Origin of the sequence: Streptococcus sp. HMSC034E12 (assembly GCF_001835915.1) — a bacterium.
Classification (GTDB): Bacteria; Bacillota; Bacilli; order Lactobacillales; family Streptococcaceae; genus Streptococcus; species Streptococcus vaginalis.
The window spans coordinates 84,274-105,712 of sequence record NZ_KV826462.1; the positions used below are offsets into that span (position 1 = coordinate 84,274).

Here is a 21,439-nt window from a genome sequence, read left to right on the forward strand (position 1 = left end):
GACTCTTTATTATTCTACTGGAGTGGTTTCTTCCACAGGTTCTGTTACAGTTGTATCTTCGATAATTTCAACTTCATTGACAGCTTGCGGTTCAAGGTTACGGTAACGAGCCATACCTGTACCAGCTGGGATAATTTTACCAATAATAACATTTTCCTTGAGACCAAGCAAGTGGTCTTTCTTACCACGGATAGCCGCGTCTGTAAGGACACGAGTGGTTTCTTGGAAGGAAGCAGCTGACAAGAAACTGTTTGTTTCAAGAGATGCTTTAGTAATTCCCATGAGGACTGGACGAGCAGTCGCAGGAACTCCTCCAGAGATAACCACATCTCGGTTAGCATCAGTAAAGTCTGTGATATCCATGAGTGTACCCATGAGAAGATCTGTATCTCCTGGATCCATGACACGCACTTTGCGAATCATCTGGCGAACCATTACCTCAATGTGTTTGTCACCGATTTCTACCCCTTGGCTACGGTAAACTTTTTGTACTTCAGCAAGCAAGTAAGTTTCAACAGACAAGACATCACGAACAGCCAGCAAGTGCTTAGGCTGGATAGATCCTTCTGTCAGAGCAGCGCCACGAGAGATTTTATCCCCTACTGTTACTTTCATACGAGCTGTAAATGGTACTACATATTCCCCTTCACCAGTTGCACCTTTAACAAAGACTTTCTTAGTCCGAGTAGAAGCGTCTTCTTCAATTGCAGTTACTTCGCCTTTAACTTCAGTAATAACTGCTTCCCCTTTCGGATTGCGGGCTTCAAAGATTTCTTGAACACGAGGAAGACCTTGTGTGATATCGGTATTAGACGCAACACCACCCGTGTGGAAAGTACGCATTGTAAGCTGTGTACCAGGTTCACCGATAGATTGAGCAGCAATCGTTCCGACCGCCTCACCGACTTCAACCGCATCGCCCGTTGCCAGGTTGATACCGTAACAACGACGGCAAACTCCATGACGTGTATTACATGTAAAGACAGAGCGAATAGTGACTTCTTCGACACCAGCGCTAACAATTTCATGCGCCATATCTTCTGTAATTAATACATCTGGACCAACGATGATTTCGCCTGTTTCAGGATGTTTAACAGATTTCTTCGTATAACGACCAATCAAGCGTTCTTCTAATGGTTCAATCATTTCTTTACCATCAGTAATTGAGCGGATAACAAGACCACGATCGGTTCCACAGTCGTCTTCACGGATAATCACATCTTGCGCCACATCAACCAAACGGCGAGTCAGATAACCTGAGTCAGCTGTTTTAAGGGCTGTATCAGTCATCCCTTTACGAGCACCGTGAGTAGAGAAGAACATTTCCAAAACAGACAAACCTTCACGGAAGTTAGATAGAATAGGTAATTCCATGATACGGCCATTAGGAGCAGCCATCAAACCACGCATACCAGCAAGTTGTGAGAAGTTAGAAATGTTACCACGGGCTCCAGAATCCATCATCATAACGATTGGATTCTTAGGATCTTGGTTGGCAACCAAACGTTTTTCCAATTTTTCACGAGCTGCACGCCATTCAGCAGTAACTGCATTGTAGCGTTCATCGTCTGTAATCATACCACGGCGGAATTGTTTGGTGATTTGTTCCACACATTTGTGAGACTCTTCGATAATTTCTGCCTTATCTTCAACAACCGGAATATCAGCAATCCCTACTGTCAAGCCTGCTAACGTTGAATGATGATAGCCGAGATCTTTCAGACGGTCAAGGAAAGCAGATGTTTCAGTTGTACGGAAACGTTTGAAGATTTCAGCAATGATATTCCCAAGATTTTTCTTCTTGAATGGTACATTTAATTCTAGCTTACTGATAGCTTCTTTGACATCTTGACCAGGTTCTAAGAAATACTTAGCTGGCACACCTTCTGCCATGTTTGAAGCATTTGGTTCTTGCAAATATGGCAATTCATCTGGCATGATATCATTAAAAAGAATCTTACCCACTGTTGTCAAGAGGATCTTGTGTTTTTGATTTTCTGTCCATGGTTTGTTTAAACTATCCGTTGCAATCCCAACACGCGTATGTAAGTGAACATAGCCATTACGGAGAGCCATTACAGCTTCATCACGGTCTTTAAAGACCATTCCTTCTCCTTCACGACCAGCTTCTTCCATAGTCAGGTAGTAGTTCCCCAAGACCATATCCTGTGAAGGGGTTACTACTGGCTTCCCGTCTTTTGGATTGAGAATGTGTTCGGCTGCCAGCATGAGAATCCGTGCTTCTGCTTGAGCTTCTTCTGACAAGGGCACGTGGATAGCCATTTGGTCTCCGTCAAAGTCGGCATTATAAGCCTCACACACAAGTGGGTGCAAACGAAGAGCCTTCCCGTCAATCAAGACTGGCTCAAATGCTTGAATTCCTAATCTGTGAAGCGTCGGTGCGCGGTTAAGGAGCACTGGGTGTTCTTTAATCACATCTTCTAAAATATCCCAGATGCGTTCATCATTCCGTTCTACCAAGCGCTTAGCAGCTTTGACATTTTGCACAATATCACGCGCGACAATTTCACGCATGACAAATGGTTTGAAGAGTTCAATAGCCATTTCACGTGGCACACCACATTGGTACATCTTGAGTGTCGGACCAACTGCAATAACCGAACGTCCTGAGAAGTCAACCCGTTTACCCAGCAAGTTTTGACGGAAACGACCTTGTTTTCCTTTGAGCATGTGGCTCAATGATTTGAGCGGGCGGCTACCTGGTCCAGTAATAGGACGACCACGACGACCATTGTCAATCAAAGCATCAACCGCTTCTTGCAACATCCGCTTTTCATTTTGCACGATGATTCCAGGAGCATTTAGTTCCAAAAGACGTGCTAAACGATTATTCCGATTGATAACACGACGGTAAAGGTCGTTCAGGTCAGAAGAGGCAAAACGTCCACCGTCCAACTGAAGCATTGGACGTAAGTCTGGCGGAATAACTGGCAAGATGTTTAAGACCATCCATTCTGGCTTGTTACCAGATTTTTGAAAGGCATCTAAAACATCCAAACGACGAATAGCCTTGACACGTTTTTGTCCAGTTGCCGTTTTTAATTCATCTTTGAGCTCTGCAATTTCTTTTTCCAAATCTACTTGTTTCAAGAGATCTTGAATTGCTTCAGCACCCATTTTTGCAACAAAGGAGCCTTGACCATATTCACGTAAGCGTTCACGATACTCCCGCTCCGTCATAATGGATTTGTGCTCAAGTGGTGTATCTTTAGGATCAATCACCACATAAGCTGCAAAATAGATGACTTCCTCAAGGGCACGAGGGCTCATGTCCAAGGTCAAGCCCATTCGGCTTGGGATTCCTTTAAAATACCAAATATGAGAAACAGGTGCTTTCAACTCAATATGTCCCATACGTTCACGACGAACTTTAGTACGAGTTACTTCAACACCACAACGGTCACAAATGATTCCTTTATAACGAATCCGTTTATATTTTCCACACGCACATTCCCAGTCTTTCGTAGGACCAAAGATGACTTCATCAAAAAGCCCTTCGCGTTCTGGTTTTAGTGTGCGGTAGTTAATTGTTTCAGGTTTCTTCACTTCTCCATAAGACCAAGAGCGGACTTTACTAGGAGAAGCTAGGGTGATTTGCATACTTTGAAAACGATTTACATCAACCACTATTTCTTACCTTTCTTTATTATCTATTGAATCAGTTCTTATTCTTTCCCTTCAGCATCAAAAGCGGCTTTTGCTTCTTTCGCTGCTTTTTCACGCGCTTTTTCAAGGTCATCTACGTGAATCACATCGTCATCCATGCCTTCATCCAAGTCACGAAGTTCTACTTCATTGTCGTCTTCATCAAGGACACGCATGTCAAGACCAAGTGATTGCAATTCTTTTACAAGGACACGGAAGGATTCTGGAACACCTGGTTTTGGAATTGGCTTACCTTTGGTAATGGCTTCATAAGCTCTCAAACGACCATTGATGTCATCTGACTTGTAAGTCAAGATTTCTTGAAGGACATTAGAAGCACCGTAGGCTTCAAGAGCCCAAACTTCCATTTCTCCAAAACGTTGTCCACCAAACTGTGCTTTACCGCCAAGAGGTTGTTGCGTAACGGTTGAATAAGGACCAACGGAACGGGCATGGAGCTTATCATCAACCATGTGGTGGAGTTTGATCATGTACATGACACCAACGGACACACGGTTATCAAACGGTTCTCCAGTACGTCCATCATAAAGGATTGTCTTAGCATCGCTATCCATACCTGCTTCACGAACGGTTTCCCAAAGATCATCTGAGCTAGCTCCGTCAAAGACTGGCGTTGCAATGTGGATACCAAGGTTGCGAGCAGCCATACCGAGGTGCAATTCCATAACTTGTCCGATATTCATACGTGACGGCACCCCAAGAGGATTCAACATGATATCAACTGGTGTCCCGTCTGGAAGATACGGCATATCCTCAACTGGAACAATGCGGGAAACAACCCCTTTGTTTCCGTGGCGTCCAGCCATCTTATCTCCAACGCGGATTTTCCGTTTTTGAGCGATATAAACACGTACCAACATGTTGACACCGGATTGCAATTCATCACCGTTCGCACGAGTAAAGATTTTCACATCACGGACAACACCTGCACCACCGTGTGGTACACGAAGGGAGGTATCACGCACTTCACGAGACTTATCACCAAAAATTGCATGAAGCAGGCGTTCTTCAGCGGATAAGTCTTTTTCACCTTTCGGCGTTACTTTACCGACAAGAATGTCGCCTTCTTTTACCTCAGCACCAATGCGGATAATTCCCATCTCGTCAAGGTCTCTCAAAGCATCTTCCCCGACGTTTGGAATTTCGCGCGTGATTTCTTCAGGTCCGAGCTTTGTATCACGTGTTTCTGATTCAAATTCTTCCAAGTGAACAGATGTGTAAATATCGTCTTTCACTAAACGTTCACTCATGATAACGGCATCTTCAAAGTTGTAACCTTCCCATGTCATATAAGCAACGATTGGATTTTGTCCAAGTGCCATTTCACCTTTTTCCATAGAAGGTCCGTCTGCGATAAAATCACCTTTTTCAACTATATCGCCAACTTTTACCAGCGTGCGTTGGTTGTAAGAAGTACCTGAGTTAGAACGGCGGAATTTCGTAATATGATAGACATCAAGTGAACCGTCTTCACGACGAACTTCAACTTTGGCTGCATCAGAATACACAACTTTACCGTCGTGTTGGGCAATAATCGCCGCACCAGAGTCATGAGCTGCTTGGTATTCCATACCAGTACCAACATATGGTGCATGCGGATCAATCAACGGTACCGCCTGACGTTGCATGTTGGCACCCATGAGAGCACGGTTTGAGTCGTCATTTTCAAGGAAAGGAATACATGCTGTCGCAACCGCAACTACCTGCTTAGGCGATACATCCATGAAGTCTACTTGATCTGAAGGAAATTCTTGGTTGTTCCCTTGGTGACGTCCCATGACAATCGCTTCTGCAAAACGACCATCTTCTGTTAATTTAGAATTTGCTTGCGCTACGATAAATTCATCTTCTTCGTCCGCTGTCAACCAAACGATTTCATTGGTGACCAGACCTGTTTCACGATTCACTTTACGATACGGCGTTTGGATAAATCCATATTTATTCAAATGACCATAAGAAGACAAGTTATTGATCAAACCAATGTTTGGTCCTTCAGGCGTTTCAATCGGGCACATACGACCATAGTGGGTATAGTGCACGTCACGCACTTCATATCCAGCACGGTCACGAGTCAAACCACCAGGTCCTAAGGCTGACAAACGACGTTTGTGAGACAACTCAGAAAGTGGGTTGTGTTGGTCCATGAATTGAGACAATTGAGATGAACCAAAGAATTCTTTGATAGCTGCTGTGACTGGGCGGATGTTGATAATTTGTTGCGGTGTCAAAACTTCATTGTCCTGAACAGACATACGTTCACGGACATTACGTTCCATACGAGAAAGTCCAAGACGTACTTGGTTTGCAAGCAATTCACCAACTGCACGGATACGACGATTTCCAAGGTGGTCGATATCATCCACACGACCGATACCTTCTGCCAAGTTGAGGAAATAGCTCATCTCTGCAAGGATATCCGCAGGAGTTACAACACGAACCTTGTCGTCTGGATTAGCATTCCCAATAATAGTTACCACGCGATCTGGATCAGTTGGTGCCACGACTTTAAATTTTTGAAGAACGACTGGATCTGTCAATACAGCTGCATCATTTGGAATATAAGTAATTTTATTCAAATCTCCATCCAAATAGTCTGCAATACTATCAATGACACTACGCGTCATAACCGTTCCAGCTTCAACCAAGATTTCACCTGTTTCTGGATCTATCAAAGGCTCTGCAATCGTTTGATTTAACAAACGTGTTTTAATGTTTAATTTTTTATTGATTTTATAACGACCAACTGCCGCCAAGTCGTAACGATGTGGATCAAAGAAACGAGCGACCAATAGACTACGTGAACTATCAGCTGTTTTAGGCTCACCTGGACGAAGACGTTCATAGATTTCTTTAAGCGCTTCATCCGTACGTGAATCCATTGGATTTTTATGAATATCCTTTTCAATCGTGTTGCGAACGAGATCGCTGTCGCCGAAAATGTCAAAGATTTCATCATCGCCAGAAAAACCAAGCGCACGAACAAGTGTCGTAAACGGAATCTTACGAGTACGGTCAATCCGAGTATAAGCAATATCTTTTGAGTCTGTTTCCAGCTCTAACCAAGCTCCACGGTTTGGAATGACGGTTGAACCATACCCAACCTTCCCATTTTTGTCTACTTTATCATTGAAGTAAACACCTGGAGAACGAACGAGCTGTGATACGATAATCCGCTCACCACCGTTGATGATAAACGTTCCCATTTCTGTCATGATTGGAAAATCGCCAAAGAAGACTTCTTGCGTCTTGATTTCGCCGGTTTCTTTATCGATTAAACGGAACGTCACAAAAATAGGTGCAGAATAGCTGGCATCATGGATACGTGCTTCTTCTAAAGTGTATTTAGATTCTTTAATTTCATAACCAACAAACTCTAGCTCCATTGTATCTGTAAAGTTTGAGATAGGAAGTACATCTTCAAATACTTCTTTCAAACCATGGTCAAGAAAATCTTTGAATGAATCTGTCTGGATTTCAATCAAATTTGGTAAATCAAGAACTTCCTTGATTCTTGAAAAACTACGACGAGTACGGTGTTTCCCGTATTGAACTTCATGTCCTGCCAAGTTTTTTACTCCTTCTTCTTTCTACATTCTCTATTACATGATAGAGTAGCAATATTCATTTATCCTTTTTGAGTAATTTTCAGAATCTTTAAGTTTTGATGACAAACGACAAAGATCCCAAAAATAGGCACAAAAAGAGCAGCTAAATCTGACTCTAAAAGTATGATTTAACTGCTGTAAGCTTTATATGGACAATATTTCAAATAAAGCAGACGACAAATTATTAGTAATATTATACCTTATTTAACTCTGCTTTTCAAGTTTTTTACTTATGAAAGTGTTTTTATTTACCTTTATTTAGCGTCCGCCTAAAAGTGCTGCCCAAGCTTTTTGATAATCACTATCTGTACCACCGATTCCAAATTTATAGGTAGTCATCGGAGCACCGTTTTTTGCCCAATAGCTAGTAACTGTCTGTCCGGTCAGGTTCATACTGCGATCATTGACTGTTACTGCGCCAGCTCGTTCACCCGTTGCTTTAAGAACATTGGACTTAATGACACTAGAATCTAGATTGAACTTGTCACCAACTCCCCAGAGACTTGGGTCGGCTTGATAAATTGCATTTACTAGTTGAGCCATATACTGCGCATTGTTGTTGTAACCAGTCAAAGCTGCCATTGAAGCATTATTGTCATGACCAATCCAACCACCTAACGTTAATTTAGGAGTGGATACCATGAGCCACATGTCACCATTACTGTTAGTCGTACCCGTTTTCCCAATCCAATCAGCACTAGCTAAACCGCTATTAATCTGCGTTAAACGAGATTTGAAGGTCGTCGTAGCACCCGAACTCAATACCCCACGCATAAGACTTTGCATAATCGTCGCCGTTGCCTTAGAGTAAACCTGAACAGGTTTTGCTTTGTGTTCATAGACAGCTTTCCCGTTTTTTGTCGTAATCTTTTCAATCATATAGCGCTCTTGGTATGCCCCATTATTGGCTAAAGTTTGGAAACCATTGGTGTGTTGGGCGACAGATACTTCAATACCTCCTCCCATTGGCAGACTTTCAATATCATAATTTTCAATTTGATAGCCCATTTTCTCCATGTACCCTTGGACATTAACTCCTTTGTCACGAAGCAATTTATAAGTCCAATAAGCTGGAATGTTCCAAGAAGTATTCAAAGCTTCCTGCAAATCCATCATGGCTGTACCACGGCTATCTACGTGCATAATTGGCTCACCGCTAGAGAAATTTGCAGGGTAGTTAGACAGCATACTGGCACTTCCCATAAGCCCTTGGTCTATGGCAATACCATAGGCTAAAATCGGCTTAATGGTTGAGCCTGGTGAGCGCTCTGTATCAAATGCATGGTTGTTCTGGTTAGAAGCATAATCACGTCCTCCCACAAACCCCAAAATAGCTCCTGTACGATTATCCATGAGGACATTCCCAGATTCGACTGCACCTGTTCCATCATCTAAGACACTACCAAAATTAGCTACTGCATTTTGCATTGCATTATGCACATTCTTATTAATAGTTGTGGTGACAGTGTAGCCGCCTTCACTCAACTCTTTCGCAGCTAGTTCTCTGTAAGCTTTCACTGTTGCATCATTTTTCAACTCTTGCTGTGAAACATTGTCACGTTTGATTAAGTAATCATACATTGCTTTTTGAGCTTCTTTCATAGCAACGTAATATAGATAGTCATGTGTTCTTGCTGAAGTCGTATCACTTGGTAAAAAGTCTCGTTTTAAATCATAATCTTTATACAATTGGTACTCGTCTTTACTAATCGCACCTGTCCGGTACATATTGTAAATAACATTTTTCGAACGATTGAGACCAAAAGTCATATCTTTAGCACTTTTCAGGCTACCGTCAGCTGCATAAGGAGAGTAAACAATCGGACTTTGTGGTAAACCGGCAATAAAAGCTGCTTGAGGAATTGTCAATTTGCTGGCAGGAACTCCAAAAATTCCTTGTGCAGCTTCTTCCACACCAGCAATATTTTGCCCTTTGTTATTTCTCCCAAACGGTGCCACATTCAAATAAGTCGTTAAAATATCGTCTTTGCTCATGTAGCGTTCTAAAGCCAACGCATCAATGATTTCTGATGCTTTACGACTAAAGGTTGGAGCATCGCCGACAACTTGTTGCTTGATTAACTGTTGTGTTAAGGTAGAACCACCACTTGAGGAACCAATCCCTACAACAGATCCTAGCGTAGCCCGCAAAACAGCTTTTGTGACAACCCCATTGTGCTTCCGAAAATTCTCATCTTCTGTCGCAATGACCGCTTTTTTAACATTGTCAGAAATATCTTTACTCTTAATTGGCACTCGCAACAAATCACTATCAATGGCTGAAATGGAGCTGCCGTCAGCATATTTTAATTCAGAAATGGTTGAAATATCTTGAATTTTTTTGATGAACTCTTCTTTTTTAGGAGTTTCAACCTTGTCAAAGATTCGTGCACCATAGCCTAATGCAATTCCTCCGCCAAACAAGCAACCTAAAAGAACAAACACAAAAAAGACATTTGATAATAATTTCAGAGTACGAAGGACAGTCCCGCCAACACTCCAAAGTGTCCAGCTTTCTTTTTCATTTTTGCTCGGACGCTTCGTTTGAAAAAGTTTTTCAAACAATCGTTTGATCTTTTCAAAAACTTGTTTACTCATTCTTTCTCCTTGAACTTTCTCTGACTATTATAGCAAATTTATGAAACTTCTGACAACAGGAAAGGAAATCCTTGGCTATAATCATTGTTTTTTTAAATTATTTTTGCAATTTTACTACATTCTAATGGCTGTTTGTGATACAATGTTACAATAACTAGAAATTTTATAAAGGAGAGACAGACATGCACATTTTTGATGAGCTAAAAGAACGTGGTTTGGTTTTTCAAACAACTGACGAAGAAGCGTTGCGCAAAGCCTTAGCGGAAGGAAATGTTAGTTTTTATTCTGGCTATGATCCAACAGCTGACAGCCTGCACCTCGGTCATCTTGTACCAATCCTTGTCATGAAACATTTACAGTTGGCAGGTCACAAACCCTACGCTCTCGTCGGCGGTGCAACTGGCTTAATTGGCGATCCATCATTTAAAGATACCGAGCGGAGTTTACAAACAAAAGACACAGTTGAGGGCTGGGTACGGAGCATTCAAGCGCAAGTATCTCGTTTTCTTGACTTTGAAAATGGTGACAACAAGGCTGAAATGGTCAACAACTACGACTGGTTCTCTGATATTAGTTTTATTGACTTTCTGCGCGATGTCGGAAAATATTTCACCGTCAACTACATGATGAGTAAAGAATCCGTAAAAAAACGAATTGAAACAGGGATTTCTTATACCGAGTTTGCTTACCAAATCATGCAAGGCTATGACTTTTTTGAGCTAAATCGCCAATACGGTGTTACTTTACAAATCGGTGGTTCTGACCAATGGGGCAATATGACTGCTGGTACTGAACTGCTTCGTCGGAAGGCAGACAAAACAGCTCACGTTATTACAGTGCCCCTTATCACAGACGCAACCGGTAAGAAATTTGGTAAGTCAGAAGGCAACGCTGTATGGCTCAATGCTGATAAGACCAGTCCTTACGAAATGTACCAATTCTGGATGAATGTCATGGACGCTGATGCCGTTCGTTTCCTTAAAATTTTCACTCTTCTTCCGCTTGATGAAATCGAAGAAATCGGGAAACAATTTGAAGCAGCTCCACATGAACGTTTGGCACAAAAAATCTTAGCGCGAGAAGTCGTTACACTCGTGCACGGTGAAAAAGCCTACAAAGAAGCACTCAATATCACCGAGCAGCTTTTTGCCGGAAATATCAAAAATCTTTCTGTCAAAGAGCTGAAACAAGGTCTCCGTGGTGTGCCAAATTATCAAGTGAACGCAGATGACAATCTCAATATCGTAGAGCTTTTGGTAACAGCTGGCGTTGTCAATTCTAAACGCCAAGCGCGTGAAGATGTCCAAAATGGTGCTATTTATGTCAATGGTGAGCGCATTCAAGCCCTTGACTACAGATTAACGGACGCTGACAAATTAGAAAATGAACTCACCGTTATACGTCGTGGTAAGAAAAAATATTTTGTTTTGACTTACTAAATAGGAAAGAGAGCAATCAACTACTACATCGTTGGTCTATTGCGCTATATACTTTGAAGCTGGAGACTTTTCGCTCCAGCTTCTTTTCATTCTTACTTAGCAAAAAGCATATTACCATAGTGCTTGCTTTAGCTCCAACCGCTTTAAAAGTGTGGTTCATTTTAAAATTCCCTTTCTTTATCTACTTGTCAAAGCATTTCTCACATGTTACACTAGTCAGAGAAATTTATGAAAGAGAAAACGCATGAAATCCAAACTTAAACGTTTTGAAACAGCTACTTTCTTTGCTTGCCCTTTTTGTCAGCAAGCCTTGTTTTTATCAGAAAATAGTCTCAAATGCAAGAACCATCATTCCTTCGACTTGGCAAAGTTTGGCTATGTCAACTTGGCTCCACAGGTGAAGCAATCAAAAGACTACGATAAATCCAACTTTAAAAATCGACAATTGATTCTCGAAGCAGGATTTTACCAGCCAATTTTGAAGAAATTACTAGAAATTTTATCATCTTTACCACAACATGGTAATCTGCTGGACATTGGTTGCGGAGAAGGCTATTATGCTCGAAATTTGCAAGCACAATTGCCAGATAAACATATCTATGCATTCGATTTGTCAAAAGAGTCTATTCAACTAGCAGCCAAAAGTGACCACAGCCTGACGGTAAATTGGTTTGTTGGAGATCTGGCACACATCCCTATTCAAGATGCTAGCATGGATATGATTTTAGACATCTTCTCTCCTGCCAATTACCAAGAATTTCAGCGTGTATTGCAGAAAAACGGCTTGCTGATTAAAGTTATTCCCAATAGCCAACACTTGCAAGAAATCCGAGGTATTGTAGCTGATAAATTAACAAACACGAATTATTCCAATCACAAAATCATTGAGCATTTTGAAGAAGCCTTTACCATTACAAATTCTTATGACGTTGCAGCCACTTTCAACTTGAGAGAAAACGAAAAAGCGGCACTTCTTCATATGACACCGCTTCTCTTTAATATTGACATTGATAAAATAGATTGGTCACCATTAACTGGCATCACGATTGCTGCAAAGATTTTAGTTGGCCAACAAAAATAAACGAAAAAGAGGTAGAAACAGATTGCTGCGAGATACAGCAGTCTATTCAACCTCTTTTTATATGCCTCGATTAAAAGCTAACCAAATCATTCCCAAAGCTAAAACAATATAAGCAATCAACGCCAATAACCGTTGTCCCACTTGATAAGCTCTTCTTTCCCCACAGACTGGAAAAATAACAGCACAGAGAGCGCCTCCGACTGCACCACCTAAGTGTCCTGCCAGACTAATTCCCGGTGTCAAGCTCAACACCAAGTTCATAACTAGAAGAACTAAGTATGACTGACCAAGTTGCTGAATGTAAGGATTTCGCACCGCATAGCGCAAAGTAATAATAGCACCAAAAATCCCAAACAAAGATGTAGAGGCACCTGCAGCCACAGCACTTGGAGTGAAAAAGAAGACAAAGACATTTCCTAAAATACCAGACATCAGATAAAGAAACAGAAAATTCCACGAGCCAAAAATATGCTCAGATTGTCGTCCGATAAAATACAGCGTAATCATATTCATCACAAAATGCTCCAAGCCGATATGAACAAAAATCGCCGATACCAAGCGCCAAATCTGACTTGGAAAATATTGAATCGTTCGACCATTCATTGCCCCAAATTCATAAATCGTTTGGGTACTAGCATAATTAAAGCCACGCAACAGAAACATTGTTAGGAAAACTCCTGTCGTGATAAGCAACAATAAACTCGTCACTGGATAACGTTTATCATAAATTTTATTCACAAATCAATACCTCCTGAACGGGAATATCACAATTGTCTGGTTGAAAATCAACTAACTGGTAAGGATAAATTGTACTTACTGTCATCCCTTTAAAATCAGCCAAATAGCGGTCATAATAGCCGCCTCCATAGCCAATCCGATAGCCTTTTTTGTTAAAAGCAACACCCGGAACATGTATCAAATCAATATGAGATTTTTCCACCGCTCGTTCACTTCTTGGTTCCCAGATACCAAAAACAGTCAATTCCAAGTCATTGGGATTATAATCTACAAAAGTCATGCGCCCTTCGGGATAAGTCTTAGGGACCAAAACCCGCTTGTCATCTGCTTGAGCCTGCCTGATGAAAATCCTTGTATCAAACTCGTGTGGCAAAGATAAATAAGTAGCAACTGTTCTAGCTTGTTGATAAGCAGAAGATTCCAGCAAGTACTGAGTGAGCAAAGCATCTCTCTGCTGTTTTACTATCAATTCCTGCTCTTTCATTTTTCTGACTATAGTTTTGCGCAAATCTGCCTTCATTTATCTTCTCCTCAATCAGAAACATTATCAACATTCTCAGCCCATTATTCATTAACTTTTGCACTTAAAAACTTCCCAAATTTTTCAATAGCAAAAGGCAGCGCTGCTTCATCTGGCGCCATTTTAGGATGATGAAGTGCGTAAGGACTATCAATTCCCAGCCAGAACATCACACCCTTGACTTTACTGAGCAGATAGCCAAAGTCCTCACCGGTCATTGCGGGTGAAATATCAATCATGTGCACGCCATTCTCTTTTTGGAAAAAATTCATGCATTGAGCAGCTAATTCAGGATGATTTTCCACAGGAAGATAACCGCCTTGTTTCAGCTCCAACTCAAGCTCTACACCAAACGACTGCGCTACTCCTTCAGCGATTTCCCGCAAGCGTTTTTGAGTGAGCAAATTCATCTCCTGCGTCAACGTTCGAATGGTTCCATGCAAAAAAGCAGTTTCAGCAATCACATTATTCGTCGTTCCAGCATGGAATTCGCCAAAGGTGACGACAGCTCCTTCAATTGGATCCACATTGCGACTCACAATGGTCTGAACCTGAGTGATAAAATAGCTGGCTGCTACCAAAGCGTCATTAGCATTATGTGGAAATGCAGCATGACCACCCTTGCCCTTAAAGGTTAATTTGACTTCACAAGTCCCTGCAAAAAGTGTACTGGTATTCGTAGCAATATCTCCTACCTTGAGATCAGACCGAACATGAAGCCCATAAAATTCATCTGGCAACCAGTCACCAAAGGCTTCGTCCTCATACATCAGCATGCCCCCAGCTTCATTTTCCTCAGCTGGTTGGAAAAGAAAAAGTAGATTATTCTTAGGCTGCTCAGTAGTTAGTTGCTCCAACAAACCCAGAGCGATTGTCATGTGCATATCATGCCCACAGGCATGCATACGTCCCTCATGTTGACTAGCAAAGGCAAACCCTGTCTCCTCAACAATCGGCAAACCATCAATATCTGTCCGCCAGCCAATCGTCTTAGCAGGTGTACTGCCTTTGACAAAGACCAAAATTCCCGTACGCCAAGTCCGAATCTCAACGAAATCCAAGCCAGCAGTCAACTCATCAATTATTCTCATCAGATAGGCATGAGTCTTATACTCTTCCAGTCCAATTTCCGGAATTTGATGCAAGTCTCGGCGAATTTTTTGATAATCAATCATACATTTCCCTCTTTAAAGTGTCCGAAGAGCGTCTTCCAATGCTGTTTTCTGCTGGGTTTGTTCATCAATTTTCTTAATCACACGCGCAGGCACACCGGCTACAACAACATTTTCTGGCACATCTTTCGTCACAATAGCCCCTGCAGCGACGACAGAACCATTGCCAATCTGCACTCCTTCAATAACGACAGCATTGGCCCCTATCAAGACATTGTCCCCCACTCGGACAGGATCTGCGCTGGCAGGCTCAATGACACCGGCAAGAACAGTCCCAGCACCCACGTGGCTGTTTTTTCCAACAATAGCTCGACCACCCAAAACGGCTCCCATATCAATCATCGTTCCAGCACCAATTTCAGCTCCGATATTGATAACAGCTCCCATCATAATCACAGCATTATCACCGATTTCCACCTGGTCGCGGATAATAGCTCCTGGCTCAATCCGAGCATTGACCTCACGCTTGTCTAACAGCGGCACGGCAGAATTTCGAGCATCCTGCTCCACCACATAGGTTTTATTCTCTTCTAGGTTAACCAAAAGAGGTTTAATTTTCTCCCAGTCACCAAAGAGAACATTGCCCAATTTGACAACTGAATTCGGCACTTCGCCCGCTAGTTTTCCTTCAAAAGTCACTTTTACATTTGTCTTTTTCTTAGCATCCGCTATAAACTGAATAATTTCCTGTGCGGTCATTTTAGTAGCTGGCATAAGCATTCCTCACTTTGATTTAGTATTAAGGGGTATTATAACATAAAATCAAGCATTTCATCATATAAAAGCAAAAACACCACAAAGTTCAAATATTGTGATGTTTTTTTAGTTAACTTATTGAATAAGTTTCAGCATCTTCTCAATATGCTCAATGGATTTTTCACGTCCAAGCAGGTAAATGGTATCTGGGAGTTCTGGACCGTGCATTTCGCCTGAAACAGCAATACGAATTGGCATGAAGAGATTTTTGCCTTTAATCCCCGTTTCTTTTTGAACCGCTTTGATTTGCGGGAAGATATTTTCTGACTTGAAGTCTTCATCACTCATAGCTTCCAATTTTTCTTTAAAGGCTTTCAAAACCGTTGGTACCGTTTCGCCTGCCATAAACTCTTTTTCTTCTGCCGTTAGCTCTGGGAAATCTTCAAAGAAAAGGTCTGTGAGCGGTACGATTTCATCTACAGACTTCATTTGTGGTTTGTAAAGTTCAACTAATTTTTCAGCTTTGTCAGTCAAACGACCAGCCGCTTCCAAGTAAGGCTTCGCCATATCAAAAATGGTTTCAAAATCCGCATTTTTAATGTATTCATTGCTCATCCAGTCTAATTTCTTTTGGTCAAAAGCAGCCGGAGACTTACTGAGACGATGTTCATCAAAGAGTTGGATCAATTCTTCACGAGAGAAGATTTCATTTTCACCGCCAGGATTCCAGCCAAGGAGGGCAATAAAGTTGAAGACGGCTTCAGGCAGGTAGCCTTTCTTACGGTAATCTTCGATAAATTGAAGCGTATTTGTATCACGTTTGGACAATTTCTTACCCGTTTCGGAGTTAATAATCAAGGTCATGTGACCAAATTGTGGCGCTTCCCAACCGAGCGCTTCGTACACCATGAGCTGCTTAGGGGTATTGGCAATGTGGTCATCTCCACGAATGACATGGGAAATTTTCATCAGATGGTCATCTACTACAACCGCAAAATTATAAGTTGGATAGCCGTCTTTTTTCTGGATAACCCAGTCACCACCGATGTTGCCACCTTCAAATTCAATCTCACCTTTGACAAGATCGTTCCACTTGTAAATACCAGATTCATTGACCACAAGACGGACTGTTGGAACAATGCCTGCTGCTTCACGCTCTGCGATATAAGCTGCTTTTTCATCTTCAGACATTCCCAGATATTCATTGATGTAACGAGGTGTTTCTCCAGCAGCTTCCTGACGCTCACGCTCTGCTGCCAGCTCTTCCTCCGTCACATATGATTTGTAAGCCAAGCCTTTTTCAAGTAACTCATTGATATAGCTTTGGTAAATGTCCAAGCGTTCAGACTGGCGATATTTTTCATGCGTTTCTGGGCTCTCATCCCAATCAATTCCTAACCAACGCAGATTTTCCAACTGCGAACGTTCCCCGTCTTCCACATGACGTTTACGGTCAGTATCTTCAATCCGAATGATAAAAGTTCCGCCGTAGTGACGAGCGTAAAGATAATTAAAGAGCGCAGTCCGCGCATTCCCAATGTGTAACAGTCCCGTTGGACTTGGTGCATAACGCACACGAATTTGATTCGCCAATTGTATATCTCCTAATATTTATCTTATATTTCTAACAGGAAAAACCTGTTTTTATTTCAAACGTTACTATTATACCACATAGTTGTTGAAAAGAAATAACAGAAACGATGAAACTTTATTATTCTTCCAATCATTTACAGAATTTCCTTAGCAATGTAGAAGCCACCGTCTGTCTCACCTAGCAATTCACTGCTCAGTTACACTGACTTACCCAAACACCTTCTTCAACACTTCACCAATCGTTGTTACACCAATAATTTCAATAGTTTCGGGAATGTTCAACCCGTTCAGAGAGTTTTTAGGAGCGTAAACTTTGGTGAAGCCCAGCTTAGCAGCTTCATTGATACGCTGCTCAATGCGATTGACACGGCGGATTTCGCCCGTCAGACCGATTTCACCAATAAAACATTCTTGTGGATTCGTTGGCAAATCTTTATAACTAGAAGCAATTGCAACAGCAACAGCTAAGTCAATGGCTGGCTCATCTAATTTGACACCGCCTGCTGACTTGAGGTAGGCATCTTGATTTTGCAATAATAACCCTGCTCGCTTTTCCAAAACAGCCATAATCAGACTAGCACGATTGAAATCCAATCCTGTCGTTGTCCGCTTGGCATTGCCAAACATGGTCGGTGTCACCAAAGCCTGTACTTCCGCAAGGATTGGACGCGTCCCCTCCATAGTCACCACGATAGAAGAGCCTGTTGCCCCATCTAAACGCTCCTCTAAGAAAACCTGACTAGGATTGAGCACTTCAACCAGCCCACCTGACTGCATCTCAAAAATGCCGATTTCATTCGTAGAGCCGAAGCGATTTTTGACCGCCCGCAAAATACGAAAAGTATGCTGTCGCTCACCTTCAAAATAAAGTACCGTATCCACCATGTGTTCCAAGGTTCTAGGTCCAGCCAGCGTTCCTTCCTTGGTCATATGGCCCACGATAAAGGTGGCAATATTGTTGGTTTTTGCCAACTGCATCAGCTCCGCTGTCACTTCTCGGACTTGTGAAACCGACCCTTGCACGCTGGAAATTTCTGGCGAAATAATCGTCTGAATAGAGTCTATAATCAAGAAATCTGGCTTAATTTTTTCAATCTCAGCACGAATCTGATGCATATTGGTCTCGGCATAAAGATAAAACTCACTGTCAATATCGCCTAATCGCTCCGCACGCAACTTAATCTGCTCAGCAGACTCTTCCCCACTGACATACAATACCGTTCCCTTGTGAGAGAGTTGGGTCGAAACCTGCAATAAAAGGGTAGATTTCCCAATACCGGGATCTCCTCCGATTAGAACTAAACTTCCTGGTACCACGCCGCCACCCAAGACGCGGTTAAACTCATCCATATCTGTCTTGGTACGGTTGACATTGATAGAAGTCACCTCCGCTAACTTCATCGGGCGACTTTTTTCACCCGTCAGCGAAACACGCGCATTCTTAACCTCTGTAACTTCGACTTCTTCAACAAAGGACGACCAAGCACCACAATTCGGACAACGCCCCAGATACTTGGGCGAATGGTATTCACAATTTTGACAAACAAATGTCGTTTTTTTCTTGGCTATGATAGATTCCTCTTTCTTAATGCCCAGTACTTCCAAAACCACCTGTCCGCACACCATCTGCTTCATCATTATCAGCAAGCAAGAACGGCACAAAGACAGCTTGAACGATACGATCTTCTTCTTCTAAAACCACTTCTTGATCTGTAATGTTCTGCATTTGCGCAAAAATGTGCCCTTCATTTCCCGGATTGCCATAGTAATCCCCGTCAATAACGCCCACAGAGTTAATCAAAACCAATCCTTTTTTACGTGGATTAGATGAACGATCATAAAGATAAAGCACTTCACCAGGCTGCATATAAGCCTTGACTCCCGTTGGCACTAATTTAATCTCTTTTGGCGCAATAACTGTGCGCTCTGCTACCTTCAAATCATAGCCAGCCGCATGAGCCGTCTCACGCTTGGGCAGTAAATTTTCATTTGTAAAGCTTGAAACAAGCTCAAAACCACGAATTCGCATATTTTTCTCTTTTCTACTTTTGCTTCCCCTATTATACTAAATTCGTAAACAACACGCAAAATGCAGGTCATTCTTCAACCTGCACTTTTTAAGTTATTTCAATTCATTCAAAAATCGAATGACTTGCTCGTTGGCATCCACTTGAGCTTTCACCCCAAAAGGAATGATTGCTCTCGGGGTAGCATGTCCAACATTTAAGTTATATAAAATAGTAATATCTGTATCAATGACATCAAGCAGGATTTGTTTATATTCTCCATAATAAGTTTCATCCATTGGTTTTCCGACAAGAATCCCATTTAAAACAGAAAAAATCCCTGTCGCCTTTAAGGCTTCTAGCATTTTTCGATATAAAATTGGTTCTGGTTTTTCCTCACTGGTTTCCAACAAAAGAATTTTTCCTTCCCACTCTGAAAGACTGGGAAATAGCTGATAGTGAGCACACAGTTCAATCGTATCCTCATGTCTTGTATTATCAAATATCTGATAAAGCGACTCCAAACAGCCTCCTAAAATTTCCCCTTCAAATGTTGCTTTTCCTTTCAGCAATTCAAAGCCTTGATTTTCGTGACGAATCCGTTTCGTTCCTAAGGCTTTTTCACTAAAATCCGTCCTCTCATCATACCAGACATTGCTCGGTCTGATTTCTGAGATAGTCCCTGTTCCAATCAGTTCCTTAAAATATGAAAGCGTATAAGGCAGCATTTCTTCCTCTAACTCACAAACATCAGCAAGAAATGACTGACCATAAAAAGTCTTCACTCCCAACTTATGGAGCATGAAGTGATTCATGGTAGTGTCTGAAAAACCTAAAAATACTTTCTGATTCACAACCTTTTTTAATTGGTTATCTTCAAACAAATAGGGTAGCAATCGATACGTATCATCTCCACCAATAGCACATAAAATCATATCAATTGAAGGATCTTCAAAAGCTTGAATCAAATCTTGCGCTCTCGATTTAGGATGGTCTTTCAGATAATCCATTCCCTTTTGTGCATGCTCTAAAAACGTCACTTCAAGTCCCAAGTCTTTCAAGCGTTTCAATCCCAGCTTAAACTCATGTCTAACGAAACTTTCTCCTATAATCCCGCTTGATAAACTGACAATTCCTACTTTCTTTATCATCTAATCTCCTCCCTTACTGATAATTTGAATCATTATATCACAAAATACAATCACCTAAAATGCTAAATGACCAATATTCACAAAACAAAACATACTAAGATTAGTAGTGAAGAAATCTCCGACGGGAGATTTCCTCACTGCTTTTTCTTTATGTTAAAGTAGAGGTGTCTTGTTAAGTCGAGGGTCTTTTTGACGCTAGACGTCGTACACAAAACTGGCAAGACACCTGTTTTAGGAAGAATGTTATCAAAGTATGTGGGACGTTCAACGTCGAGTATTGAAAATAACATCACTAAAACAAGGAGTCATTCAAGACAAAGAGGTAATTTCATGAGAGTTGTTTTCGGGATTGACGTGAGCAAGGCAAGCTCAGCGGTAGCGATTTTAGTGAATGGGGAGAAAGTTCATGGCTACACCATGTCCAACGATACCATTGAATTTGCACGTCTCTTGAGCGATTTAAAAACCGTTCAACACCCTGAAATCATCTTTGAGGCACTGGGGTCTATTCACGGCGCCTTCAGGCATTTCTTGAGGAAAATGGCTATGCTTATACACGGCTCAATCCTCTGGAAGCCAAGAAATAACTAGACAGCTTGCGTGTCCGTAAAACAGATAAAATCGATGCAGAGAAGTTAGCACAGTCACAATTTATCTTGAACCGTAAACCGACCTATGTTCAAGAGGAGGTTTATCAAGACTTGCGAGATTTGAGTCGCTTCTATCAAAATCTGACAGAGGATACCATTCGTACTAAGAACCGCTTCACAAAGTACTGCAAGTGACCTTCCCAGAAATAGAGTCTATTTTATCAGCGCCAACAGGTGAACAATACTGGTAGCTGGTGAGGGCATTCCCAAGTAAAGCTTTCATCTTAGACTTGTCTGATGAGGACTTAGCTGAAATCATCCACCAATCCACTTCAAAGCGGATTTCTGATAAACGAGTGGAGTATCTCGTTGATAAACTGATTGGGTTAGCCAAACAGTCTTATTGTGCTACCAAGAAAACCTCTCCAATGATCGAAGAGGTTCGTTACTATGCTCAGGAACTGGTTAGACTTTCTGACCGTAGACAAGCTGTGCTGGATGAGATGGTGAAATCGACCCAGCCCCTACCAGAGTACGAGATTCTCCTCTCCATCTCTGGTATC

13 protein-coding genes and 1 pseudogene are annotated in these 21,439 nt (G+C 41.8%); 3 read left to right on the forward strand and 11 right to left on the reverse strand.

The window, feature by feature from the left end; all coding sequences use genetic code 11:
* Positions 1–9: 9 nt before the first annotated feature.
* The 3 genes from rpoC to pbp1b form a co-directional block, all read right to left on the reverse strand.
* Positions 10–3,648 (reverse strand): DNA-directed RNA polymerase subunit beta', encoded by a 3,639-nt coding sequence (gene rpoC, locus HMPREF2574_RS08595; RefSeq protein ID WP_024053135.1) that lies wholly within the window; start codon positions 3,646–3,648, stop codon positions 10–12.
* 38 nt (positions 3,649–3,686) lie between these two features.
* Positions 3,687–7,253: a DNA-directed RNA polymerase subunit beta gene (rpoB, locus tag HMPREF2574_RS08600; RefSeq protein WP_070812458.1), complete on the reverse strand. Its 3,567-nt coding sequence runs from the start codon at positions 7,251–7,253 to the stop codon at positions 3,687–3,689.
* Between the two features lie 297 nt (positions 7,254–7,550).
* Entirely contained in the window at positions 7,551–9,890 is a 2,340-nt protein-coding gene (gene pbp1b, locus HMPREF2574_RS08605) for a penicillin-binding protein PBP1B (protein WP_024053137.1), read from the reverse strand.
* A gap of 182 nt (positions 9,891–10,072) precedes the next feature.
* On the opposite strand from pbp1b, the gene tyrS reads away from it, so the two are divergent.
* Complete coding sequence (tyrS, locus tag HMPREF2574_RS08610) at positions 10,073–11,329, forward strand: tyrosine--tRNA ligase (protein ID WP_070241500.1); 1,257 nt, start codon at positions 10,073–10,075, stop codon at positions 11,327–11,329.
* A gap of 244 nt (positions 11,330–11,573) precedes the next feature.
* A complete protein-coding gene (locus HMPREF2574_RS08615; RefSeq protein WP_024053159.1) occupies positions 11,574–12,410 on the forward strand; it encodes a putative RNA methyltransferase in 837 nt (278 codons plus the stop codon).
* Between the two features lie 57 nt (positions 12,411–12,467).
* Here HMPREF2574_RS08615 and HMPREF2574_RS08620 read toward each other — a convergent pair whose 3' ends face one another.
* The 8 genes from HMPREF2574_RS08620 to HMPREF2574_RS08655 all read right to left on the reverse strand — a co-directional run bounded on the left by HMPREF2574_RS08620 (position 12,468) and on the right by HMPREF2574_RS08655 (position 20,286).
* Positions 12,468–13,148, reverse strand: coding sequence for a rhomboid family intramembrane serine protease (locus HMPREF2574_RS08620; protein WP_070241499.1), 681 nt, complete (start codon positions 13,146–13,148; stop codon positions 12,468–12,470).
* Positions 13,141–13,668, reverse strand: coding sequence for a 5-formyltetrahydrofolate cyclo-ligase (locus HMPREF2574_RS08625; protein ID WP_024053161.1), 528 nt, complete (start codon positions 13,666–13,668; stop codon positions 13,141–13,143). Before HMPREF2574_RS08625 ends, HMPREF2574_RS08620 begins: the two co-directional genes overlap by 8 nt.
* A gap of 44 nt (positions 13,669–13,712) precedes the next feature.
* Complete coding sequence (locus HMPREF2574_RS08630) at positions 13,713–14,843, reverse strand: N-acetyldiaminopimelate deacetylase (protein ID WP_024053162.1); 1,131 nt, start codon at positions 14,841–14,843, stop codon at positions 13,713–13,715.
* 12 nt (positions 14,844–14,855) lie between these two features.
* Positions 14,856–15,554, reverse strand: a complete 699-nt coding sequence (gene dapD, locus HMPREF2574_RS08635) for a 2,3,4,5-tetrahydropyridine-2,6-dicarboxylate N-acetyltransferase (RefSeq protein WP_024053163.1) — start codon at positions 15,552–15,554, stop codon at positions 14,856–14,858.
* A gap of 117 nt (positions 15,555–15,671) precedes the next feature.
* A complete protein-coding gene (gene gltX, locus HMPREF2574_RS08640; protein ID WP_024053164.1) occupies positions 15,672–17,129 on the reverse strand; it encodes a glutamate--tRNA ligase in 1,458 nt (485 codons plus the stop codon).
* A gap of 207 nt (positions 17,130–17,336) precedes the next feature.
* Positions 17,337–18,755, reverse strand: a complete 1,419-nt coding sequence (gene radA, locus HMPREF2574_RS08645) for a DNA repair protein RadA (protein ID WP_142350193.1) — start codon at positions 18,753–18,755, stop codon at positions 17,337–17,339.
* Positions 18,715–19,158, reverse strand: a complete 444-nt coding sequence (locus tag HMPREF2574_RS08650) for a dUTP diphosphatase (protein WP_070812460.1) — start codon at positions 19,156–19,158, stop codon at positions 18,715–18,717. Before HMPREF2574_RS08650 ends, radA begins: the two co-directional genes overlap by 41 nt.
* Positions 19,159–19,251: 93 nt before the next feature.
* Positions 19,252–20,286, reverse strand: coding sequence for a S66 family peptidase (locus HMPREF2574_RS08655; RefSeq protein WP_070241497.1), 1,035 nt, complete (start codon positions 20,284–20,286; stop codon positions 19,252–19,254).
* A gap of 330 nt (positions 20,287–20,616) precedes the next feature.
* Here HMPREF2574_RS08655 and HMPREF2574_RS08660 point away from each other — a divergent pair.
* Positions 20,617–21,439 (forward strand): annotated as a pseudogene (locus HMPREF2574_RS08660) (IS110 family transposase); the annotation flags it as partial.